Annotated in this window: 19 protein-coding genes; 16 read left to right on the top strand and 3 right to left on the bottom strand. The window is 69.8% G+C overall.

Translation table 11 applies throughout. The features are described 5' to 3' along the window. Positions 1-129 precede the first annotated feature (129 nt). Positions 130-810 carry a potassium channel family protein gene (locus AB0915_RS22635; RefSeq protein ID WP_366692797.1) on the bottom strand — a complete coding sequence of 227 codons (681 nt, stop codon included), beginning with the start codon at positions 808-810 and terminating at the stop codon, positions 130-132. A gap of 67 nt (positions 811-877) precedes the next feature. Here AB0915_RS22635 and AB0915_RS22630 point away from each other — a divergent pair, with 67 nt between their 5' ends. Further along, positions 878-1,438 (top strand): HIT domain-containing protein, encoded by a 561-nt coding sequence (locus tag AB0915_RS22630; protein ID WP_366692796.1) that lies wholly within the window; start codon positions 878-880, stop codon positions 1,436-1,438. 57 nt (positions 1,439-1,495) lie between these two features. On the opposite strand, the gene AB0915_RS22625 is transcribed toward AB0915_RS22630, so the two are convergent. Next, the gene (locus AB0915_RS22625; RefSeq protein WP_366692795.1) at positions 1,496-3,166 is read right to left on the bottom strand and encodes a hypothetical protein; all 1,671 of its coding nucleotides are present in this window, start codon (positions 3,164-3,166) and stop codon (positions 1,496-1,498) included. 147 nt (positions 3,167-3,313) lie between these two features. Further along, entirely contained in the window at positions 3,314-5,539 is a 2,226-nt protein-coding gene (locus AB0915_RS22620) for an elongation factor G-like protein EF-G2 (RefSeq protein ID WP_366692794.1), read from the bottom strand. 267 nt (positions 5,540-5,806) lie between these two features. On the opposite strand from AB0915_RS22620, the gene pgsA reads away from it, so the two are divergent. The 15 genes from pgsA (at position 5,807) to AB0915_RS22545 (ending at position 21,577) form a co-directional block, all read left to right on the top strand. Continuing rightward, a complete protein-coding gene (pgsA, locus tag AB0915_RS22615) occupies positions 5,807-6,475 on the top strand; it encodes a phosphatidylinositol phosphate synthase (RefSeq protein ID WP_366692793.1) in 669 nt (222 codons plus the stop codon). Next, positions 6,472-7,407, top strand: coding sequence for a phosphatidylinositol mannoside acyltransferase (locus AB0915_RS22610; RefSeq protein WP_366692792.1), 936 nt, complete (start codon positions 6,472-6,474; stop codon positions 7,405-7,407). Before pgsA ends, AB0915_RS22610 begins: the two co-directional genes overlap by 4 nt. Continuing rightward, positions 7,404-8,564, top strand: a complete 1,161-nt coding sequence (locus tag AB0915_RS22605) for a glycosyltransferase family 4 protein (RefSeq protein ID WP_366692791.1) — start codon at positions 7,404-7,406, stop codon at positions 8,562-8,564. Before AB0915_RS22610 ends, AB0915_RS22605 begins: the two co-directional genes overlap by 4 nt. Positions 8,565-8,932: 368 nt before the next feature. After that, complete coding sequence (locus AB0915_RS22600; protein ID WP_358860771.1) at positions 8,933-9,478, top strand: hypothetical protein; 546 nt, start codon at positions 8,933-8,935, stop codon at positions 9,476-9,478. A 181-nt stretch (positions 9,479-9,659) separates the two neighbouring features. Next, complete coding sequence (gene pdxS, locus AB0915_RS22595) at positions 9,660-10,580, top strand: pyridoxal 5'-phosphate synthase lyase subunit PdxS (RefSeq protein ID WP_266987900.1); 921 nt, start codon at positions 9,660-9,662, stop codon at positions 10,578-10,580. A 6-nt stretch (positions 10,581-10,586) separates the two neighbouring features. Continuing rightward, the gene (gene pdxT, locus AB0915_RS22590; protein ID WP_366692790.1) at positions 10,587-11,180 is read left to right on the top strand and encodes a pyridoxal 5'-phosphate synthase glutaminase subunit PdxT; all 594 of its coding nucleotides are present in this window, start codon (positions 10,587-10,589) and stop codon (positions 11,178-11,180) included. A 62-nt stretch (positions 11,181-11,242) separates the two neighbouring features. After that, positions 11,243-11,995 carry a YebC/PmpR family DNA-binding transcriptional regulator gene (locus tag AB0915_RS22585; protein WP_366692789.1) on the top strand — a complete coding sequence of 251 codons (753 nt, stop codon included), beginning with the start codon at positions 11,243-11,245 and terminating at the stop codon, positions 11,993-11,995. A 192-nt stretch (positions 11,996-12,187) separates the two neighbouring features. After that, a complete protein-coding gene (ruvC, locus tag AB0915_RS22580) occupies positions 12,188-12,754 on the top strand; it encodes a crossover junction endodeoxyribonuclease RuvC (protein ID WP_366692788.1) in 567 nt (188 codons plus the stop codon). Next, positions 12,751-13,377 carry a Holliday junction branch migration protein RuvA gene (gene ruvA, locus AB0915_RS22575; protein ID WP_366692787.1) on the top strand — a complete coding sequence of 209 codons (627 nt, stop codon included), beginning with the start codon at positions 12,751-12,753 and terminating at the stop codon, positions 13,375-13,377. The genes ruvC and ruvA overlap by 4 nt, the downstream gene beginning before the upstream one ends. An 83-nt stretch (positions 13,378-13,460) precedes the next feature. After that, entirely contained in the window at positions 13,461-14,522 is a 1,062-nt protein-coding gene (gene ruvB, locus AB0915_RS22570; protein ID WP_366692786.1) for a Holliday junction branch migration DNA helicase RuvB, read from the top strand. Between the two features lie 164 nt (positions 14,523-14,686). After that, a complete protein-coding gene (gene yajC, locus AB0915_RS22565) occupies positions 14,687-15,181 on the top strand; it encodes a preprotein translocase subunit YajC (protein WP_366692785.1) in 495 nt (164 codons plus the stop codon). A gap of 146 nt (positions 15,182-15,327) precedes the next feature. Beyond that, positions 15,328-17,064: a protein translocase subunit SecD gene (gene secD, locus AB0915_RS22560; protein ID WP_366692784.1), complete on the top strand. Its 1,737-nt coding sequence runs from the start codon at positions 15,328-15,330 to the stop codon at positions 17,062-17,064. Between the two features lies 1 nt (position 17,065). Beyond that, positions 17,066-18,169 (top strand): protein translocase subunit SecF, encoded by a 1,104-nt coding sequence (secF, locus tag AB0915_RS22555; protein ID WP_366692783.1) that lies wholly within the window; start codon positions 17,066-17,068, stop codon positions 18,167-18,169. After that, on the top strand, positions 18,166-18,717 hold the full coding sequence (locus AB0915_RS22550; RefSeq protein WP_366692782.1) for an adenine phosphoribosyltransferase: 552 nt from the start codon (positions 18,166-18,168) through the stop codon (positions 18,715-18,717). Before secF ends, AB0915_RS22550 begins: the two co-directional genes overlap by 4 nt. A gap of 286 nt (positions 18,718-19,003) precedes the next feature. Next, positions 19,004-21,577, top strand: a complete 2,574-nt coding sequence (locus AB0915_RS22545; RefSeq protein WP_366692781.1) for a bifunctional (p)ppGpp synthetase/guanosine-3',5'-bis(diphosphate) 3'-pyrophosphohydrolase — start codon at positions 19,004-19,006, stop codon at positions 21,575-21,577. Positions 21,578-21,593: the final 16 nt, after the last annotated feature.

Below are 21,593 nucleotides of genomic sequence, written 5' to 3'. Positions count from 1 at the left end.
GGCTCGCCCCGATACGCCCAGTATCGGGGCGACCCTCCGCCTTGCGATCGCACGCACCAGACGCCGCCAGGCCCGCCCTACGGGCGGACGACGCTACTTTCGACACACGCCCTAGTGCCGGGAGGGGCACTAGCCGCGCTCCGGGGGCCTCTTCTCGTCCTCCCGGGTGAACACCTGCACCAGCCACGACGAGAACGAACCCGTCACGGCCCCCAGCAGCGCCAGACCGCAGACCATCAGCCCCACCGCGATGGTCCTGCCGCTCGGCGTGACCGGCGCGACGTCCCCGTATCCGACCGTGGTGAGCGTCGCGCACGCCCACCACGCCGCGTCGCCGAACGTCCGGATCGTGGCGCCCGGAGCCACGCGCTCCTGGTCGTACACGGCGAGCGCGGCCGAGAACCCGAGCAGCAGGGCGGTCATACCGGCGTAGCTGATCACCCGGGCGTACAGGCTCAGCCGCGGCCGCTCCCGCTGCCGCTGGACCGCTGTGTAGACCCGGATCAGACGCAACGGCCTCAGCAGCGGGAGCACCAGCACCACTGTGTCCAGCCAGTGGGTATGGAGGTAACGCAGACCCTGGCCGCTGAGCCGGATCCGTACGGCATAGTCCGCCGCGAAGAGGAGCCAGGTGCCGACGACCAGGGCCATGCCGAGGTCACGCCACGGCTGGGTGTGGTCGGGAACGAGGACGCGGACCGCGTACCCGAGGAGGAAGAACAGCGACGCGACGAAGAGCGGCACCTCCGTGCGCTGCTCCCAGCGCCTGAACCGGAGAGGGGCGGAGGAGTCCGAGGGCTGGTCGCTCATGGCCTCAGGATCGTCGCCCGGCGGTGGGGGGCGGCCCCGGCGACACGCTCCGCAGGAGTGAAGCAATATGCTGATCTGCATGACGACTGAGCCGGAGCAGCAGATCGGAGTGGGAACGCCCGACGCGTTCCAGCGCCTGTGGACGCCCCACCGGATGGCGTACATCCAGGGTGAGAACAAGCCGACCGGCCCCGAGGCCGGCGACGGCTGTCCGTTCTGTGCGATCCCGGCGAAGTCGGACGAGGACGGGCTCATCGTGGCGCGCGGCGAGAAGGTCTATGCCGTGCTGAACCTGTATCCGTACAACGGCGGACATCTGATGGTGGTGCCGTACCGGCACGTCGCCGACTACACGGAGCTGGACGGTCAGGAGACGCTGGAGCTGGCCGACTTCACCAAGCGGGCGATGACGGCGCTGCGGGCGGCCTCGGGGGCGCACGGTTTCAATATCGGGATGAATCAGGGGACGGTGGCGGGCGCCGGCATTGCTGCGCATCTGCATCAGCACCTGGTGCCGCGCTGGGGCGGTGACACCAACTTCATGCCGGTCGTCGGTCACACGAAGGTGCTGCCGCAGCTGCTCGCCGATACCCGGAAGATGCTGGCCGACGCCTGGCCCGCGGTCTGAGCCGAGCGGTACGAGCACGAGGCGCCCGGGATGTCCCGGGCGCCTCGTCCGTCTGCCCTACGCGTCGTACAGGTCGGCCTTCTTGGGGATCGGGTCCTGCACCAGTCCGCTGAGGATCATGGACCGGTTGTCGAAGCGCTCCGTGTCGACACCGTTCTCGTCCAGGACACGCATGGCCGCACTGTGCACGGCACGCAGGACGGGCGTGGCGGCGCGCATCGCGTCGTCCGCCATGAAGCGGTGGCGCCACGGCTTCTCCGCCCAGGCGTGGCGCAGGCCGAACGGCTCCGGGAGGGTGATCTTGCCGCCCAGGTAGTCGAGGAGCGGCGGGTACCAGGTGAAGGGGGCGCGCAGGGCCAGGCGGACGACCTCCTTGGACTCCACCAGCGGGAGAGTGATCTTGCGGGTCTCCCAGAATCTGACGGTCTTGTTGACCGTCTTCGTCTTGGCCTCGGGCTTGCTCGTGAAGAGCGAGTGGACGGGGCCGAGGGCGTGCCCGGTGACCTCGATCCGAAGCGTCTCGTGGAGCACCGTGACGGTGATCATCATGGTGATGACCAGCTGGCCGTCCCAGAGGGTGAACTGGACACCCAGGTAGTGGCGGTCGCCGCTGCCGAACTGCTGGTGGTTGCAGATGCGCTGTATCTCGTGCGGCTTGATCTGGAAGGTGGAGACGTCCTCGCCCTCCGGACGGGAGACCGAGTCGGCGTTCTCACCGACGGGCGAGACGATCCAGTGGGTGACCGAGGGCGTGGTGAATCCGCCGGTGTGCAGCGGTCCGCGTTCCAGCTGCTTGAGCTGGTCGTGGATGACGCGAATCAGGTCCCAGCTGCGGAACTGGTGGAATTCCTTGCCGGGTTCCTTGGGGACGAGCTCCTCGGCGAGCTGCCAGCTGCCCCAGCGGGTACCCATGCCGAGGATGCCCTTGGGACCGGCATAGAAGACGGAGTTGGACTGCTGTTCGGCGGACAGCTTCTCCAGGCCCTGGCGCAGCGCCTCGCGGGCGGTCTCGTTGGGATTCTTCGGTACGGCCTCGGGGATCTTGGCGATGACCCCGCCGCCGGAGAGCAGCCCCTCCCAGCGGGCGCGCATGTCCTTGGCGGAGGTCTCGGCGATCCGTTTGGCGATCAGCCAGCCGATGACGGGGGCGACGATCATCGCGCGCAGGTACAGCGCGAGGAGACCGCCGACCGGCAGTTTGATCAGGAAGATCAGGGCCACGATGCCGATGACGGGGAGCAGGGCGATGCCGAGGGCGCTGAGGGCCTTGTCCTTGGTGGAGCCCAGGCCGTCGCGGAGGCGGAACGCGAGGACCCACAGGAGCAGTCCGGGCAGGAAGAGGAAGCCGAAGAGCGCGGTCACCAGGGTCAGTTTGGTGTCCCGTGCCTTGCGGAGCCGGGTCGCGGACAGACAGTGCTCGACGACGGTCTGCGGATCGGTGCCGAAGGACTGGATGAGGGCCTTGCGGGCGCCGCCCAGCATGCGCTCCTGGACGGCGCGGGAGAATGCCTCGCCGAGGTTGGGAGTGAAGTACTTGCTCTTGAAGAGCTTGGACCGGCCTTCCTCGACCTTGGACTTGTGCCACTCGCTGTCGGCCTTGAGGATCTCTTCCACCGGGCTGTCGCGGTACGCGGCGGAGGCGAGGGCGTTCGTCGCCACCGCCTGTCCGGCCGCCCCCTGGAGCGGGATCTGCGCTCCGGGAGAGAAATCGAATCCGTCGTTGGCCACTGTCGCCCCCACTTGCCGCCAAGGAACCGCTCTTGCGGCTGTTTCCCAACTGCCGTGCCCGGCACACCTTCTGAGCTGGGACCACAGCGTATCGTCCGGATCGGAGCTCCGTCCGCCCTTGTGGACAAGGGCGGACGGAGCCGTTGGCTACACACTGTTTGTGGTGTTTTCCTGCTGTTCGCGGAAGCGGTCGGCGAGCTGCGGTGGCATCGGTTCGTGCCGGGCGTACGACCGGTCGAACCGGCCGGTGCCGTGCGACAGGGAGCGCAGGTCGATCGCGTACCGGCCGATCTCCAGCTCAGGCACCTCGGCCCGCACGAGCGTGCGCCCCGCCCCTGACTGCTCGGTGCCGACCACCCGGCCGCGCCGCCCCGACAGATCGCTCATGACCGGTCCCACGTAGTCGTCGGGGACGAGGACCTGGACCTCGGAGACAGGTTCGAGGAGCTGGATCCGGGTCTCCGCGGCCGCTTCCCGAAGGGCCAGTGCGCCCGCCGCCTGGAACGCCGCGTCGGACGAGTCCACGGAGTGGGCCTTTCCGTCCCGCAGGGTGATCCTCACGTCGACGAGGGGGTGGCCGGCCGCCACTCCGCGGGCGGCCTGGGCGCGTATCCCCTTCTCCACGGACGGGATGAACTGGCGGGGTACGGCTCCGCCGACCACCTTGTCGACGAATTCGATACCCGAACCGGGTGGCAGCGGCTCCACCTCGATCTCGCAGATGGCGTACTGGCCGTGGCCGCCGGACTGTTTGACGTGCCGTCCGCGGCCGGTCGACGGGCCGGCGAACGTCTCGCGCAGGGACACCTTGTGGGAGACGGTGTCCACCTGTACCCCGTACCGGGAACGCAGCCGGTCCAGTGCCACGTCCTGATGGGCCTCGCCGAGGCACCACAGAACCACCTGATGGGTGTCCTGGTTCTGTTCGAGGCGCATCGTCGGGTCCTCGGCGACGAGCCGTGCGAGCCCCTGGGAGAGCTTGTCCTCGTCCGCCTTGCTGTGGGCCTCGATGGCCAGCGGCAGCAGCGGGTCGGGCATGGACCAGGGCTCCACCAGCAGCGGATCCTCCGGAGCGGAGAGGGTGTCCCCGGTCTCGGCGCCGCCCAGTTTGGCGACGCAGGCCAGGTCCCCGGCGATGCAGCTGGTCAGGGCGCGCTGCTGCTTGCCGAACGGGGCGGACAGCGCGCCGACGCGGACATCTGCCTCGTGGAAGGGACGGGGTTCGTGGCCGGGGTCGGTGAGTCCGTGGCCGAGGACGTGGACCGTTTCGTCGGGCCGCAGCGTGCCGGAAAAGACGCGGACCAGGGAGACACGGCCGACGTACGGGTCGGAGGCCGTCTTGACGACTTCGGCGACCAGCGGTCCGTCGGGGTCGCAGGACGGGGCGGGGCGGAGGGCGCCGCCCGGCGTGGTGACAGCGGGCAGCGGGTGCTCCAGCGGGGTCGGGAAGCCCCCGGTGATCAGATCCAGCAGTTCGACCGTACCGATGCCCTGGCGGCCGTCCTCGCCGGCGGGCGCCGCCGTGAGGACGGGGTGGAAGGCGTCGCGGGCGACAGCGCGCTCCAAGTCGTCGATCAGGGACTTGATGTCGATGTCCTCGCCGCCGAGGTACCGGTCCATCAGGGTCTCGTCCTCGCTCTCGGCGATGATCCCTTCGATCAGCCGGTTACGGGCGTCCTGGAGCGGTACGTGCTGGTCGTCGGCGGGCGGAGTCTCTTTCCGTTCGCCGGAGGAGTAGTCGAAGATGCGCTGTGTGAGCAATCCGGTGAGCCCGGTCAGCGGGGCGTGCCCGTCCGGGCCCTCGGGCCCGAGCACGGGCAGATAGAGCGGCAGTACGGCGTCGGGGTCGTCGCCCCCGAAGATCTCGCCGCAGACGCGGGTCATCTCGTCGAAGGACGTGCGGGCGGTGTCGAGGTGGGTGACGACGATGGCGCGCGGCATGCCGACGGCGGCGCACTCCTCCCACACGGCGCGGGTGGTGCCCGCCACGGCGTCGGCCTCCTGGGCCGCCGAGACAACGAAAAGGGCCGCGTCCGCTGCTCGCAGACCGGCCCTGAGTTCCCCGACGAAGTCGGCGTATCCGGGGGTGTCCAACAGATTGATCTTGTACCCGCCCCATTCGACGGGGACCAGGGAGAGTTGTACGGAGCGTTGCTGGCGGTGTTCGATCTCGTCGTAGTCGGAGACCGTGCCGCCGTCCTCGACCCGGCCGGCCCGGTTGACTGCTCCGGCGGTCTGCGCGAGGGCTTCGACGAGGGTGGTCTTGCCCGATCCGCTGTGGCCGACCAGCACCACGTTCCGTATGGAGGAGGGCCGGTCGGCCGTTGCTGCTCTGCCGGCGGCCCCGGTGTGTGCATGTGCCTTGTCGCCCATGATGTGCCTCCCGGTGGGGGTGCGCTGTGCGGGGAGATTGCTGGCGAGGTGAGGGGAGAAGGAGGGCGCGGGCGCGAGGAGCCGCCGCGGCGGCTACGACGACGCTCGCGGTAATTCGAGCTTTCCACTCCGGTCAGGCTGCGTCCATACGTCGGACGCCGACGCACGAGCACGGACGCCCGGACAGTGGACGCGTCCGACTGGTGACTACGATGGGCCAGCCGGTGGCCGAAGGGGCCGCGCGGCCCACCGACCCTCGGGAAGGCCATGCTGAACAAGTACGCGCGTGCATTTTTTACGCGTGTCCTCACACCGTTCGCCGCGCTGCTGCTCCGTCTCGGCGTGAGCCCTGACGCGGTCACGCTCATCGGTACGGCCGGAGTGGTGGCAGGTGCGCTGGTCTTCTTCCCCATGGGGGAGTTCTTCTGGGGCACGATCGTCATCACGATCTTCGTCTTCTCCGACCTCGTCGACGGCAATATGGCCCGGCAGGCCGGCATCTCCAGCCGCTGGGGCGCCTTCCTGGACTCGACCCTGGACCGGGTCGCCGACGGAGCGATCTTCGGCGGGTTCGCGCTCTGGTACGCGGGCAACGGCGACGACAACATGATGTGCGCGGTGGCGATCTTCTGCCTGGCCAGCGGCCAGGTGGTCTCCTACACGAAGGCCCGGGGCGAGTCGATCGGGCTGCCGGTCGCGGTCAACGGTCTGGTGGAGCGGGCGGAGCGGCTGGTCATCTCGCTGGTGGCGGCCGGGCTCGCCGGGCTCCACACGTTCGGTGTGCCTGGGGTCGACATTCTGCTGCCGATCGCTCTGTGGATCGTCGCCGTGGGCAGCCTGGTGACGCTGGTGCAGCGGGTGGTGACCGTGCGCCGCGAGTCCGCGGAGGCCGACGCGGCAGCCACGGCGGACCGGGGGAGCGAGGCGACGAAGTGAGCGGCGCCGGGCGGGAACCGAGGACCGGGCTGAAGGATCGGCTGACCGACTGGCTGTACGGGCTCGGCTGGGGCGCGGTCAAGAAGCTCCCGGAGCCGGTTGCCCAGGCGCTCTTCCGTACCCTCGCCGACCAGGTCTGGAAGCGGCGCGGCAAGAGCGTGCTGCGGCTGGAGTCGAACCTGGCCAGGGTGGTGCCGGATGCGAGTCCGGCCCGGCTCGCCGCACTGTCCAAGGCCGGGATGCGCTCGTACATGCGCTACTGGATGGAGTCGTTCCGGCTGCCCACCTGGAGCCCCGAGCGGATCAAAGCCGGCATAGACGTCACGGACGTCCACCGGCTGACCGGGGGCCTGGAAGCCGGGCGCGGTGTGATCCTTGCGCTGCCGCACCTGGGGAACTGGGACCTGGCGGGAGCCTGGGTCACCACCGATCTGAAGGTGCCGTTCACCACGGTCGCCGAGCGGCTGAAGCCCGAGTCGCTGTACGACCGGTTCGTCGCCTACCGCGAGGGGCTCGGCATGGAGGTCCTGCCGCACACCGGCGGGTCGGCCTTCGGCACCCTGGCACGGCGGCTGAGGGACGGCGGACTGGTCTGCCTGGTCGCCGACCGCGACCTCTCCGCCTCCGGCGTCGAGGTGCAGCTCTTCGGTGACACGGCACGGATGCCCGCCGGACCCGCGCTGCTGGCCCAGCAGACCGGCGCGCTGCTGCTGCCCGTGACGCTCCGGTACGACGCGACCCCCGTGATGAAGGCCCGGATCCACCCGGCCGTCGAGGTGCCTGAGTCAGGTACGCGCACGGAGAAGACGTCTGTGATGACGCAGGCGCTGGCCGATGCCTTCGCCGCCGGAATCGCCGAGCACCCGGAGGACTGGCACATGCTGCAGCGGCTCTGGCTCGCCGACCTCGAACACCGTGGGGAGCAGCCATGAAGATCGGCATCGTCTGCCCGTACTCCTGGGACGTACCGGGCGGCGTCCAGTTCCACATCCGCGACCTGGCCGAACACCTGATCGGCCTGGGCCACCAGGTGTCGGTGCTGGCCCCCGCCGACGACGAGACGCCGCTGCCGCCGTACGTGGTGTCGGCGGGCCGGGCCGTGCCCGTCCCGTACAACGGCTCCGTCGCCCGGCTGAATTTCGGCTTCCTGTCCGCGGCGCGGGTGCGCCGCTGGCTGCACGACGGCACCTTCGATGTGATCCACATCCATGAGCCGACCTCGCCGTCACTCGGCCTGCTCACCTGCTGGGCCGCGCAGGGACCGATCGTCGCCACGTTCCACACCTCCAATCCGCGGTCCCGCGCGATGATCGCCGCGTACCCGATCCTGCAGCCCGCGCTGGAGAAGATCAGTGCGCGCATCGCGGTGAGCGAGTACGCGCGCCGGACTTTGGTCGAGCACCTCGGCGGCGACGCGGTCGTCATCCCGAACGGGGTCGATGTCGGCTTCTTCGACAAGGCCGAGCCCAAGGCCGAGTGGCAGGGCGGGACGATCGGCTTCATCGGGCGTATCGACGAGCCCCGCAAGGGCCTGCCCGTCCTGATGCGGGCGCTGCCCGCCATCCTCGCCGCACGCCCGGAGGCCAGGCTGCTGGTGGCGGGGCGCGGCGACGAGGAGGAGGCGGTCGCCTCACTGCCCGAGGCGATGCGCGAGCGCGTCGAATTCCTCGGCATGGTGAGCGACGAGGACAAGGCGCGGCTGCTGCGCAGTGTCGATGTGTATGTCGCGCCGAATACGGGTGGCGAGAGCTTCGGGATCATCCTGGTCGAGGCGATGTCGGCGGGCGCGCCGGTCCTCGCCAGCGATCTGGACGCGTTCGCCCAGGTACTGGACCTGGGTGCGGCGGGCGAACTGTTCGCCAACGAGGACGCGGAGGCGCTGGCGTCGGCGGCGATCCGGTTGCTCGGTGACCCGGAGCGGCGCGCGGAGCTGAGCGACCGTGGCCGGGCGCATGTGCGACGGTTCGACTGGTCGACGGTGGGGGCGGACATCCTCGCGGTGTACGAGACGGTGACGGACGGGGCCGCGTCGGTGGCGACGGACGAACGTACGGGACTGCGGGCCCGGTTCGGGCTGGCCCGGGACTGAGGCGGGCCCGGGCGCTCCCCTCGCGGGGCACGATGGCCTGGTCGGAACCCCGTCGTCCGCGGCCCAGGACCGAGCGGAAGAACGCTGTTACGCGGCGTGGGCACCGTCCTTCGCCCGGCCGCCGGGGCCGCGCACGCGGTGTCCTTCATCAGCCCGTTCACGGTTTCCTGATCACCGGTACCTGGCAGGACCGTCTCGCTGACGGGCCGCTCGGCGGGATCGGCTGAGGGACGGGCCTCGGAACCCCGCTCCCGGTGGCGGGCGTCGGCACCATCGGCAACGCGAGGCCCCGGTTCCCGGCCCGGTGTCCCGCGTTGCCGCGGGCCGGAGGGCGGGACAGGGCGCCCTCGACGGTAGCCTTGCGGCCCGTGATCGAAACCCTCATCTGGATCGCCGTCGCGCTCGTCGCGATCGGCCTGTACCTCAGCTGGACCGCCGGACGGTTGGACCGGCTGCACACGCGGATCGATGCCGCCCGCGCCGCCCTCGACGCCCAACTGCTGCGCCGCGCCTCGGTCACCCAGGAACTGGCCACGTCCGGTGTCCTCGACCCGGCCGCGTCCATCGTGCTGTACGAGGCCGCGCACGCCGCCCGGCAGTCCGAGGAGGAACAGCGTGAGGTGGCGGAGAGCGAGCTCAGCACCGCGCTGCGGGCGGTGTTCGGCGAGACGGCGCAGGTGGAGGCGGTGAAGGAGATTCCCGGCGGTGAGGAGGCGGCGTCCGAACTGGCCGCGGCCGTGCGCCGGGTGCCGATGGCGCGGCGGTTCCACAACGACGCGGTGCGCGCGGCGCGGGCGCTGCGCCGCCACCGCACGGTGCGCTGGTTCCGGCTGGCCGGGCACGCACCGTTCCCGCTGGCCTTCGAGATGGACGACGAGCCGCCTGTGGCCCTGGCGGACCGCCCGGTCAGCTGACCGGGACGCGGCGCCGCCGCCCACCCCGTACGGGGCCGTACGAGGCGGTACGCGGCCGTACACGGCCAAAACGATCCACCGGCCTCTTATTGGCCCTTGTCGTGGACTGGTCCCGGAGAGTTTGCTCTGCAGTGCATCACCCAGCACTTTCAGCATCTTTTTCTCCGAGTGAGGTCGATCCGTGTCCACGCTTCCCAGCACCCCGCAGTCCGCCGACTCCCCGGCTACCGGCACCGCCCGCGTGAAGCGCGGCATGGCCGAGCAGCTCAAGGGCGGCGTGATCATGGACGTCGTCAACGCCGAGCAGGCGAAGATCGCCGAGGACGCGGGCGCCGTGGCCGTCATGGCCCTGGAGCGGGTGCCCGCCGACATCCGCAAGGACGGCGGCGTGGCCCGGATGTCCGACCCGAACATGATCGAAGAGATCATCGAGGCCGTCTCCATCCCGGTGATGGCGAAGTCCCGCATCGGCCACTTCGTCGAGGCGCAGGTCCTGCAGTCCCTCGGTGTCGACTACATCGACGAGTCCGAGGTCCTCACCCCGGCCGACGAGGTCAACCACAGCGACAAGTTCGCCTTCACCACGCCGTTCGTCTGCGGCGCCACCAACCTGGGCGAGGCGCTGCGCCGCATCGCCGAGGGCGCGGCCATGATCCGCTCCAAGGGCGAGGCCGGCACCGGCAACGTCGTCGAGGCGGTCCGCCACCTGCGCCAGATCAAGAACGAGATCGCCCGGCTGCGCGGCTACGACAACAACGAGCTGTACGCCGCCGCCAAGGAGCTCCGCGCCCCGTACGAGCTGGTCAAGGAGGTCGCCGAGCTCGGCAAGCTGCCCGTCGTGCTGTTCTCCGCCGGTGGCGTCGCCACCCCGGCCGACGCCGCGCTGATGCGCCAGCTCGGCGCCGAGGGCGTCTTCGTCGGCTCCGGCATCTTCAAGTCCGGCGACCCGGCCAAGCGCGCCGCCGCCATCGTGAAGGCCACCACCTTCTACGACGACCCGAAGATCATCGCGGACGCCTCCCGCAACCTGGGCGAGGCCATGGTCGGCATCAACTGCGACACCCTGCCCGAGGCCGAGCGCTACGCCAACCGCGGCTGGTAGTCACAGATGAGCGACACCCCTGTGATCGGAGTCCTGGCTCTCCAGGGCGACGTACGGGAGCACCTGATCGCCCTGGCCTCGGCAGACGCCCTGGCCAGGCCGGTCCGGCGCCCCGAAGAGCTCGCCGAGGTCGACGGTCTCGTCATACCCGGCGGCGAATCCACCACGATGTCCAAGCTCGCCACCCTGTTCGGCATGCTGGAACCTCTGCGCGAGCGGGTCCGCGCCGGCATGCCGGTCTACGGCACGTGCGCCGGAATGATCCTGCTGGCCGACAAGATCCTCGACCCTCGCTCGGGCCAGGAGACCGTCGGCGGCATCGACATGATCGTGCGTCGTAACGCCTTCGGGCGGCAGAACGAGTCCTTCGAGGCCGCCGTCGAGGTCGCCGGGATCGAGGGCGGCCCGGTCGAGGGCGTCTTCATCCGCGCCCCCTGGGTGGAATCGGTCGGCGCCCGGGCCGAGGTGATCGCCGAGCACGGCGGCCATATTGTCGCCGTACGTCAGGAAAACGCCCTGGCGACGTCATTCCACCCGGAGCTGACCGGTGACCACCGGGTTCACGCACTCTTCGTCGACATGGTGCGCGCCAAGGGGTGAACGGATCCCGGTAGGATCTCCGTTGTTCATTTCTACTGGCGACGCGTTGTAAGGAGCTGGCGATGTCCGGCCACTCTAAGTGGGCTACCACCAAGCACAAGAAGGCCGTGATTGATGCCAAGCGCGGCAAGCTCTTCGCCAAGCTGATCAAGAACATCGAGGTCGCGGCCCGCACCGGCGGCGTGGACCCCGAGGGCAACCCGACCCTCGTCGATGCGATCCAGAAGGCGAAGAAGAGCTCCGTCCCGAACAAGAACATCGACTCCGCGGTCAAGCGCGGTGGCGGTCTCGAAGCGGGCGGCGTCGATTACCAGACCATCATGTACGAGGGTTACGGCCCGAACGGTGTCGCGGTGCTCATCGAGTGCCTCACCGACAACCGCAACCGTGCCGCCTCCGACGTGCGTGTCGCGATGACCCGCAACGGCGGCTCGATGGCCGACCCGGGTTCGGTCTCGTACCTCTTCAACCGCAAGGGCGTCATCATCGTCCCCAAGGGCGCGCTCACCGAGGACGACGTCCTCGGTGCGGTGCTCGACGCGGGCGCCGAGGAGGTCAATGACCTCGGTGAGTCCTACGAGGTCGTCAGCGAGGCCACCGACATGGTCGCGGTCCGTACCGCGCTTCAAGAGGCCGGTATCGACTACGACTCGGCCGAGGCCAACTTCCTGCCCACCATGCAGGTCGACCTGGACGAAGAGGGCGCGCGCAAGATCTTCAAGTTGATCGACGCGCTGGAGGACAGCGACGACGTGCAGAACGTCTTCGCCAACTTCGACGTCTCGGACGAAGTCATGGAGAAGGTCGACGCCTGAGACGGCGGGCGACGCATCGCCGCGTGAGCGGGGATGCCCCGGAGACGGGCAGCGTCCGGCCGCTGTACAGGGCACTCTCCGCGCGGGCGGAGCCGACGGGCCGACGGGGACACACCCCGTCGGCCCGTCGCATTGTCAGTGCGAGCCGATAGCCTGCGGGAACAGTTGACCGATCGGCGGAGGGGGCGCTTCATGCGGGTGCTGGGCGTGGACCCGGGACTGACCCGGTGCGGCGTCGGCGTCGTCGAAGGAGTGGCGGGCCGCCCCCTGACGATGCTCGGGGTCGGCGTCGTCCGCACCTCCGCCGATGCCGATCTGGGCCACCGGCTGGTCGCGATCGAGCGCGGTATCGAGGAGTGGCTCGACGAGCACCGCCCCGAATTCGTCGCCGTGGAGCGGGTGTTCAGCCAGCACAACGTCCGTACGGTGATGGGCACCGCCCAGGCCAGTGCGGTCGCCATGCTCTGCGCGTCCCGCCGCGGCATCCCCGTCGCCCTGCACACTCCCAGCGAGGTCAAGGCCGCCGTCACCGGCAGCGGCCGCGCCGACAAGGCGCAGGTCGGAGCGATGGTCACCCGGCTGCTTCGGCTCGACGCACCGCCGAAGCCCGCCGACGCCGCCGACGCCCTGGCCCTCGCCATCTGTCACATCTGGCGGGGACCGGCCGTCAACCGCCTCCAGCAGGCGCACGCGGCCGCCGCCCGTGGCCCCCGCGTTTCCCGTACACCCGCAGTTCCCGTCCGGAAGGTCCCCCGATGATCGCCTTCGTCAGCGGCCCCGTCGCCGCACTCGCCCCGACCACGGCCGTGATCGAGGTCGGCGGCATCGGCATGGCCGTCCAGTGCAGCCCCCACACGCTCGCCGACCTGCGGATCGGCCAGGAGGCCAGGCTGGCCACCTCCCTCGTCGTACGGGAGGACTCGCTCACCCTCTACGGCTTCGCCGACGACGACCAGCGGCAGGTCTTCGAGCTGCTCCAGACCGCCAGCGGCGTCGGCCCCCGGCTCGCCCAGGCGATGCTCGCCGTGCACAGTCCTGACGCCCTGCGCCTTGCCGTCTCCACCGGTGACGAGAAGGCCCTCACCGCCGTCCCCGGCATCGGCAAGAAGGGCGCGCAGAAACTCCTCCTCGAACTGAAGGACAGACTGGGCGAGCCCGTCGGCGCCCACATCGGCCACCAGGGTGTCGGCACCGCCGTCACCTCTTCGTGGCGCGACCAGCTGCAGGCCGCCCTGATCGGCCTCGGATACGCGACCCGTGAGGCCGACGAGGCGGTCACCGCTGTCGCCCCGCAGGCCGAGGCCGCGCTCGCGGAGGGCGCCCAGCCGCCCGTACCGCAGCTGCTGCGGGCCGCTCTGCAGACCCTCAACCGCGCACGCTGACCGCACGCCGGCCGGACGCGACACCCCCGACGCCCGGGCACCGCACGGCCCGGCACCGAAACACCCGAGGCGGGACTGACCGAATGAACTGGGACGACACCGGACCCGACACCGACGAGCGCCTCGTCGACGCCGGCGCGGACGGCGAGGACACGGCGGTCGAAGCCGCCCTGCGGCCGAAGGACCTCGACGAATTCGTCGGCCAGGAGAAGGTGCGCGAACAGCTCGACCTGGTCCTGAAGGCCGCCCTGGCCCGCGGCGCCACCGCCGACCACGTCCTGCTCTCCGGCGCCCCCGGCCTCGGCAAGACCACCCTCTCCATGATCATCGCTGCCGAGATGGGCGCCCCGATCCGGATCACCTCGGGCCCCGCCATCCAGCACGCGGGCGACCTCGCCGCGATCCTCTCCTCCCTCCAGGAGGGCGAGGTCCTCTTCCTCGACGAGATTCACCGCATGTCACGGCCCGCCGAAGAGATGCTCTACATGGCGATGGAGGACTTCCGCGTCGACGTCATCGTCGGCAAGGGTCCCGGCGCCACCGCCATCCCGTTGGAACTGCCGCCCTTCACCCTTGTCGGCGCGACCACCCGGGCCGGACTCCTGCCGCCCCCGCTGCGCGACCGCTTCGGCTTCACCGGACACATGGAGTTCTACGCCCCCGCCGAACTGGAACGCGTCATCCACCGCTCCGCCCGCCTCCTCGACGTCGCGATAGACGCCGAGGGCGCAGCCGAGATCGCCGGGCGCTCCCGCGGCACGCCCCGTATCGCCAACCGGCTGCTGCGCCGCGTCCGCGACTATGCCCAGGTCAAGGCTGACGGCCGGATCGACCGCGGCGTCGCCTCCGCCGCCCTCGGGGTGTACGAGGTCGACGGGCGGGGCCTCGACCGCCTGGACCGGGCGGTGCTCGGCGCGCTCCTGAAGCTCTTCGGCGGCGGACCGGTCGGTCTGTCCACTCTCGCGGTTGCCGTGGGGGAGGAACGCGAGACGGTCGAGGAGGTCGCGGAGCCCTTCCTGGTACGGGAAGGACTCCTGGCCAGGACGCCGCGGGGCCGGGTCGCCACCCCCGCGGCCTGGGCACATCTCGGTCTCGTCCCCCCTCAGCACGGCGGAAAGGGACAACAGGGTCTGTTCGGGGCGTGATGCGTCACAGGTTCACTCGGACTGGAACCAGGGTGCGATGCTGGGCGTTGTTCCATCGATGCGGACTCGCTTAGACTCCGCCGATGCCGCCCGTACGGGGCGGTGTACCCACCCCCGTAGATCAGGCCGCATTCCAGCGCGGTCGTGCGAAGGAAAATCGTCCCGTGAATCCCGTGACTCTCCTCCCCTTCATCGTGCTCATCGGGGCCATGTTCCTGATGACCCGGTCCGCCAAGAAGAAGCAGGCCGCCGCCGCGCAGATGCGCGACGAGATGCAGCCCGGCACCGGCGTTCGGACGATCGGGGGCATGTACGCCACCGTCAAGGAGCTTCACGACGACACGGTTCTCCTCGAGGTCGCGCCCGGCGTCCACGCCATCTACGCCAAGAACGCCATCGGTGCCGTCCTGGACGACGCGGAGTACAACCGCATCGTCCACGGTGACGACGAGATCGACGGCGCGGTCGTGCCGGACGACGCGTCCTCGCTGACCGAGCACGTCGAGGCCGACACGGACGTCGACACCGACGCGGACGACGCGGACGATGCCAAAATCGACCTGGGCAAGAAGGCCGAGGCCGACGACGTCGAGCCGAAGGACGCCAAGGCCGACGAGAAGTCCGAGGGCAAGGCCGACGGCGAGGCCGACGCGAAGTAATTCACGACCCGGGGATGCCATGAGCCCACCAGCGTCCGGCATCCCCGGGACCGTGCGATCTTCTGCGGGGGCAGGTCCCCACAACACTTCGTGGCCGCCCGTGCGCACAGCCGGCGCGGGGCGGTTGGACAGGGAGAAACGAGAAGGTGGCAGCACCGAAGAAGGGCCGAGGGCCGTCCGGCGGTCAGGGCAGGCCGGGGCGCGCCCTGGCTCTGATCCTGATCGCCATGGTCGCGCTCACCGGCGGGATGTTCTTGTCCGGTCACACCACGCCACGGCTGGGTATCGACCTGGCGGGCGGCACGTCGATCACGCTCAAGGCGCAGAGCCAGCCCGGTAAGCCGGACGCGATCAACCAGACCAACATGGACACCGCGGTCAGCATCATCGAACGCCGTGTCAATGGTCTGGGTGTCTCCGAGGCCGAGGTCCAGACCGAGGGCCGGGACAACATCATCGTCAACATCCCCAAGGGAACGAACTCGAAGCAGGCCCGGGAACAGGTCGGTACGACCGCCCAGCTCTACTTCCGGCCCGTGCTCGCCGTCACCGACGGCAAGGCGACGCCCACCGGCACCGCCAGCCCCTCGGCCTCCGGCTCGCCGAAGCCGAGCGCGTCGCCCAGCAGCAAGGAGACGGCCTCCGGATCCAAGGCCACTCCCTCGGCGAGCGCCACCACCCAGGGCCGTGCGGTCACCGGTGCGCTGACGAAGGACACGTCGCCCAGCCCCAGCGCCTCCGGCACGCCGAAGGCGTCCGCGAGCCCGTCGGCCTCGGTCGACCCGGCCGCCGCCGAGCTGCAGCAGAAGTTCGCGGCGCTGGACTGCTCCACCAAGGCCAGCCGCGCGAAGGCCGGTGCCAACGTCAAGCCCACCGACACCACGGTCGCGTGCAGCTCCGAGGGCGACGCCAAGTACGTCCTCGGCCCGGCCGCGGTCTCCGGTACGGACGTGGACAGCGCCAAGGCCGCGATCGACCAGCAGCGCGGCATGTGGATCGTGCAGATGGACTTCACCGACAAGGGCTCGAAGAAGTTCCAGCAGATCACCTCGAAGCTGTCCACGCAGCAGCCGCCGATGAACCAGTTCGCCATCGCGCTCGACGGCGAGGTCGTCTCCGCGCCCCAGGTGAACGAGACGCTCAGCGGCAGCGCCGAGATCTCCGGCAGCTTCACCCAGCAGTCCGCCCAGGACCTGGCGAACGTGCTGTCCTACGGTGCGCTCCCGCTGTCCTTCCACGAGGACACGGTCACCACGGTCACTGCGGCGCTCGGCAGTGAGCAGCTCCAGGCGGGTCTGATCGCCGGTGCGATCGGTCTGGCCCTGGTCGTCATCTACCTGGTGGTCTACTACCGCGGTCTGTCGCTCATTGCACTCCTGAGCCTTACGGCCTCCGGGATACTGACCTACACGCTCATGGCGCTGCTCGGCCCGGGCATCGGCTTCGCGCTGAACCTCCCCGCGGTCTGTGGTGCCATCGTGGCGATCGGTATCACCGCGGACTCGTTCATCGTGTACTTCGAACGCATCCGGGACGAGATCCGCGAGGGCCGCACCCTGCGTCCGGCCGTCGAGCGTGCCTGGCCGCGCGCCCGTCGCACCATCCTGGTCTCCGACTTCGTGTCGTTCCTCGCCGCGGCGGTGCTCTTCGTCGTCACCGTCGGCAAGGTCAAGGGCTTCGCCTTCACGCTGGGTCTCACCACCCTGCTCGACGTGGTCGTGGTGTTCCTCTTCACCAAGCCCGTCATGACGTTGTTGGCCCGTACGAAGTTCTTCTCCAGCGGTCACCCGTGGTCCGGCCTGGACCCGAGGCGGCTCGGCGCCAAGCCGCCGCTGCGCCGCTCGCGCCGTGTCAACGCCCCCACCGACCCGAAGGAGGCGTGAGATGTCGCGACTCGGCAATCTCGGCGCCCGGCTCTACCGCGGCGAGGTCGGTTACGACTTCATCGGCAAGCGCAAGATCTGGTACGGCATCTCGATCCTGATCACCATCACGGCCGTCGTCGCCCTGGCGGTCAGCGGACTCAACATGGGGATCGAGTTCAAGGGCGGCGCGGTCTTCACCACCCCGTCGACCAGTGCCACGGTTGCCCAGGCGGAGGAATCCGCGGTTTCCGCCTCCGGCCACCAGGCGATCGTCCAGAAGCTCGGCAACGGCGGTCTGCGCATTCAGGTCAGCGAAGTCGACCTGGCGAAGTCCGACGCGGTCAAGGCGCAACTCGCCAAGGACCTCAAGGTCCCCGAGGAGAAGATCAACGCCGACCTGGTCGGCCCCAGCTGGGGTGAGCAGATCGCCAAAAAGGCCTGGACCGGCCTCGGCGTCTTCATGGTCCTCGTGGTGATCTACCTGGCCATCGCGTTCGAGTGGCGCATGGCCATCGCGGCCCTGGTCGCGCTGATTCACGACATCACGATCACGGTCGGGGTCTATGCCCTGGTCGGCTTCGAGGTCACCCCGGGTACCGTGATCGGTCTGCTGACCATCCTCGGTTACTCCCTGTACGACACGGTCGTCGTCTTCGACAGCCTCAAGGAGGGCACGAAGGGGATCACCAAGCAGACCCGCTGGACGTACAGCGAGATCGCCAACCAATCGATCAACGGCACGCTGATCCGCTCCATCAACACCACGGTCGTGGCGCTGCTGCCGGTCGCCGGTCTGCTGTTCATCGGTGGCGGTGTCCTCGGTGCCGGCATGCTGAACGACATCTCGCTGTCCCTGTTCGTCGGCCTCGCCGCCGGCGCTTACTCCTCGATCTTCATCGCCACCCCGCTGGTCGCCGACCTCAAGGAACGCGACCCGCAGATGAAGGCCCTGAAGAAGCGGATCCTCGCCAAGCGCGCGGCAGCCGCCGCCAAGGGCGAGTCCGAGGACGAGCAGCCGTACGAGGACGACGCCATCGGGGACCCCGCCCCCGCCGCCGCGGTCGTCGGTCAGCGCCAGCAGCCCCCCAGGGGCCACGGCCGGACCTCGGGGAATCGTCGATGACCAGCACCACCGAGAGCACCAGGGAACTGCTGCTCAGCCGGATCCGTGACGTGGCGGACTATCCGAAGCCGGGCGTGATGTTCAAGGACATCACCCCGCTGCTCGCGGACCCGGTCGCGTTCACGGCCCTCACCGACGCCCTCGCGGAGCTGTGCGTACGGCACGGCGCCACGAAGGTCGTCGGTCTGGAGGCGCGTGGCTTCATCCTGGCCGCCCCGGTCGCGGTCCGGGCCGGGCTCGGCTTCGTACCCGTCCGCAAGGCGGGGAAGCTGCCCGGTGCCACGCTCAGCCAGGCGTACGAGCTGGAATACGGCACCGCGGAGATCGAGATACACGCGGAGGACCTCACGGCCGAGGACCAGATCATGGTCATCGACGACGTCCTTGCCACCGGCGGCACCGCCGAGGCGTCGCTGCAGCTGATCCGACGGGCCGGCGCCCGGGTCGCCGGTGTCGCGGTCCTCATGGAGCTCGGCTTCCTCGACGGCCGGGCCCGTCTGGAGGCCGGTCTGGCCGGTGCTCCGCTGGAGGCGCTCATCCGCGTCTGAGACTGTCACGCATGCATCGGGTGCCCGGAACTATTTCCGGGCACCCGATGGCGCGTCTGCGGTATTCACACCCACGTCCCAAGGAGCCGGGCCGGGCCCCGCCTCACCCGTCGCGCCGCTGCTCAGCCCCTGCGGCGCTTCGGACATCGGCACACAAAGGACGGGCACCGGGAACAGCTGGGTGCCCGTCCGGCGTTGTGAGGGTCCTACGGTCCGCGGGGGAGGCCGGGCCGCAGTCTCGATACGATGGCCTTTCCGGGAGTCCGGATCCGCACGAGGAGCGCTCTTGCCAGACGAGGCCCAGCCAGTCGCCGCCCCGCAGCCCGACAAGCCCGCGGCGGTCCCAGCCACGCCCGGGAAGAAGCAGCCCGCGGCGAAGGAGAAGCCGAAGCCCCCGGCTCCCGAACCGGCGAGCAGCGCCTCGCAGACTGCCCCCGCCGTGAACGGGGCCGCGCCGGTGTCCCCTGCCCAGCCGGCCCCCGTCTTTCCTCCTCCGGTCACCCCGAAGCCCCCGGCCAAGCCGACCGCCAAGCCCGCGGCCCCGGTCGGCCCGGCCCGCTCCAGCGGCTCCTCCAACCGGGTACGGGCCAGGCTCGCCCGGCTCGGCGTGCAGCGCTCCAGCCCGTACAACCCGGTCCTCGAACCGCTCCTGCGGGCAGTCCGCAGCAACGACCCCAAGATCGAGACGTCCACGCTGCGCCAGATCGAGCGCGCCTACCAGGTCGCCGAGCGCTGGCACCGCGGTCAGAAGCGCAAGAGCGGCGACCCGTACATCACGCATCCGCTCGCCGTCACGACGATCCTTGCCGAGCTCGGCATGGACCCGGCGACGCTGATGGCCGGTCTGCTGCACGACACGGTCGAGGACACCGAATACGGCCTGGACACCCTGCGCCGGGACTTCGGCGACCAGGTCGCCCTGCTCGTCGACGGCGTCACCAAGCTGGACAAGGTGAAGTTCGGCGAGGCGGCGCAGGCCGAGACCGTACGCAAGATGGTCGTCGCCATGGCCAAGGACCCCAGGGTCCTCGTCATCAAGCTCGCCGACCGGTTGCACAACATGCGCACCATGCGCTACCTCAAGCGGGAGAAGCAGGAGAAGAAGGCCCGCGAGACGCTTGAGATCTACGCGCCCCTGGCCCACCGCCTGGGCATGAACACCATCAAGTGGGAGCTTGAGGACCTCGCGTTCGCGATCCTCTACCCCAAGATGTACGACGAGATCGTCCGCCTCGTCGCCGAGCGGGCCCCCAAGCGCGACGAATACCTCGCCATAGTGACCGACGAGGTCCAGGCCGACCTGCGCGCGGCCCGGATCAAGGCCACCGTCACCGGACGGCCGAAGCACTACTACAGCGTCTACCAGAAGATGATCGTGCGAGGCCGGGACTTCGCCGAGATCTACGACCTGGTGGGAATCCGCGTCCTCGTCGACACCGTCCGTGACTGTTACGCGGCGCTCGGCACCGTGCACGCGCGATGGAATCCGGTCCCCGGCCGGTTCAAGGACTACATCGCGATGCCCAAGTTCAACATGTACCAGTCACTGCACACCACGGTGATCGGTCCCAGTGGCAAGCCCGTCGAGCTGCAGATCCGTACGTTCGACATGCACCGCCGCGCCGAGTACGGCATCGCCGCGCACTGGAAGTACAAGCAGGAGGCCGTCGCCGGCGCCTCCAAGATCCGCACCGACGTACCCAAGCACACCGGCCGCGGCCAGGACACCGTCAACGACATGGCGTGGCTGCGCCAGCTCCTCGACTGGCAGAAGGAGACCGAGGACCCCAGCGAGTTCCTCGAGTCCCTGCGCTTCGACCTCTCCCGCAACGAGGTCTTCGTCTTCACGCCCAAGGGCGACGTCATAGCGCTGCCCGCGGGCGCGACCCCGGTCGACTTCGCCTACGCCGTGCATACGGAGGTCGGCCACCGGACCATAGGGGCACGGGTCAACGGGCGGCTCGTACCGCTCGAATCCACCCTCGACAACGGCGACCTCGTGGAGGTCTTCACCTCCAAGGCGGCCGGTGCCGGACCGTCCCGGGACTGGCTGGGCTTCGTCAAGTCGCCGCGGGCCCGGAACAAGATCCGCGCCTGGTTCTCCAAGGAACGCCGCGACGAGGCGATCGAGCAGGGCAAGGACGCCATCGCGCGCGCCATGCGTAAGCAGAACCTGCCGATCCAGCGGATCCTGACCGGCGACTCGCTCGTCACCCTGGCCCACGAGATGCGCTACCCGGACATCTCGTCGCTGTACGCGGCGATCGGCGAGGGCCATGTCGCGGCCGCGGGTGTCGTGCAGAAGCTGGTCCAGGCGCTCGGCGGCGAGGACGCAGCCAACGAGGACCTGGCCGAGAGCGCGCCGCCCTCACGCAGCCGCGGCAAGCGCCGCTCCAACGCCGATCCGGGTGTGGTCGTCAGGGGCGTCGAGGACGTGTGGGTCAAACTGGCCCGCTGCTGCACGCCCGTCCCCGGCGACCCGATCATTGGCTTCGTCACCCGTGGCAGCGGCGTCTCCGTGCACCGGGCCGACTGCGTCAACGTGGACTCGCTGTCCCAGCAGCCGGAGCGGATCCTGGATGTCGAATGGGCGCCGACCCAGTCCTCGGTCTTCCTGGTCGCCATCCAGGTCGAGGCCCTCGACCGGTCGCGGCTGCTCTCGGACGTCACTCGCGTCCTGTCCGACCAGCATGTGAACATCCTGTCGGCGGCCGTCCAGACTTCACGGGACCGGGTGGCCACCTCGCGGTTCACTTTCGAGATGGGTGACCCGAAGCACCTCGGACACGTGCTGAAGGCCGTACGGGGCGTGGAGGGCGTCTACGACGTCTACCGCGTGACCTCGGCCCGCAGGCCCTGACCCCGACCGCCCCGGC

Source organism: Streptomyces sp. NPDC048411, from assembly GCF_040704695.1.
In the GTDB taxonomy this organism is placed as follows: Bacteria; Actinomycetota; Actinomycetes; order Streptomycetales; family Streptomycetaceae; genus Streptomyces.
The sequence above is the reverse complement of the archived record's forward strand: the minus strand, read 5'-3'. Positions and strand labels throughout refer to the sequence as shown.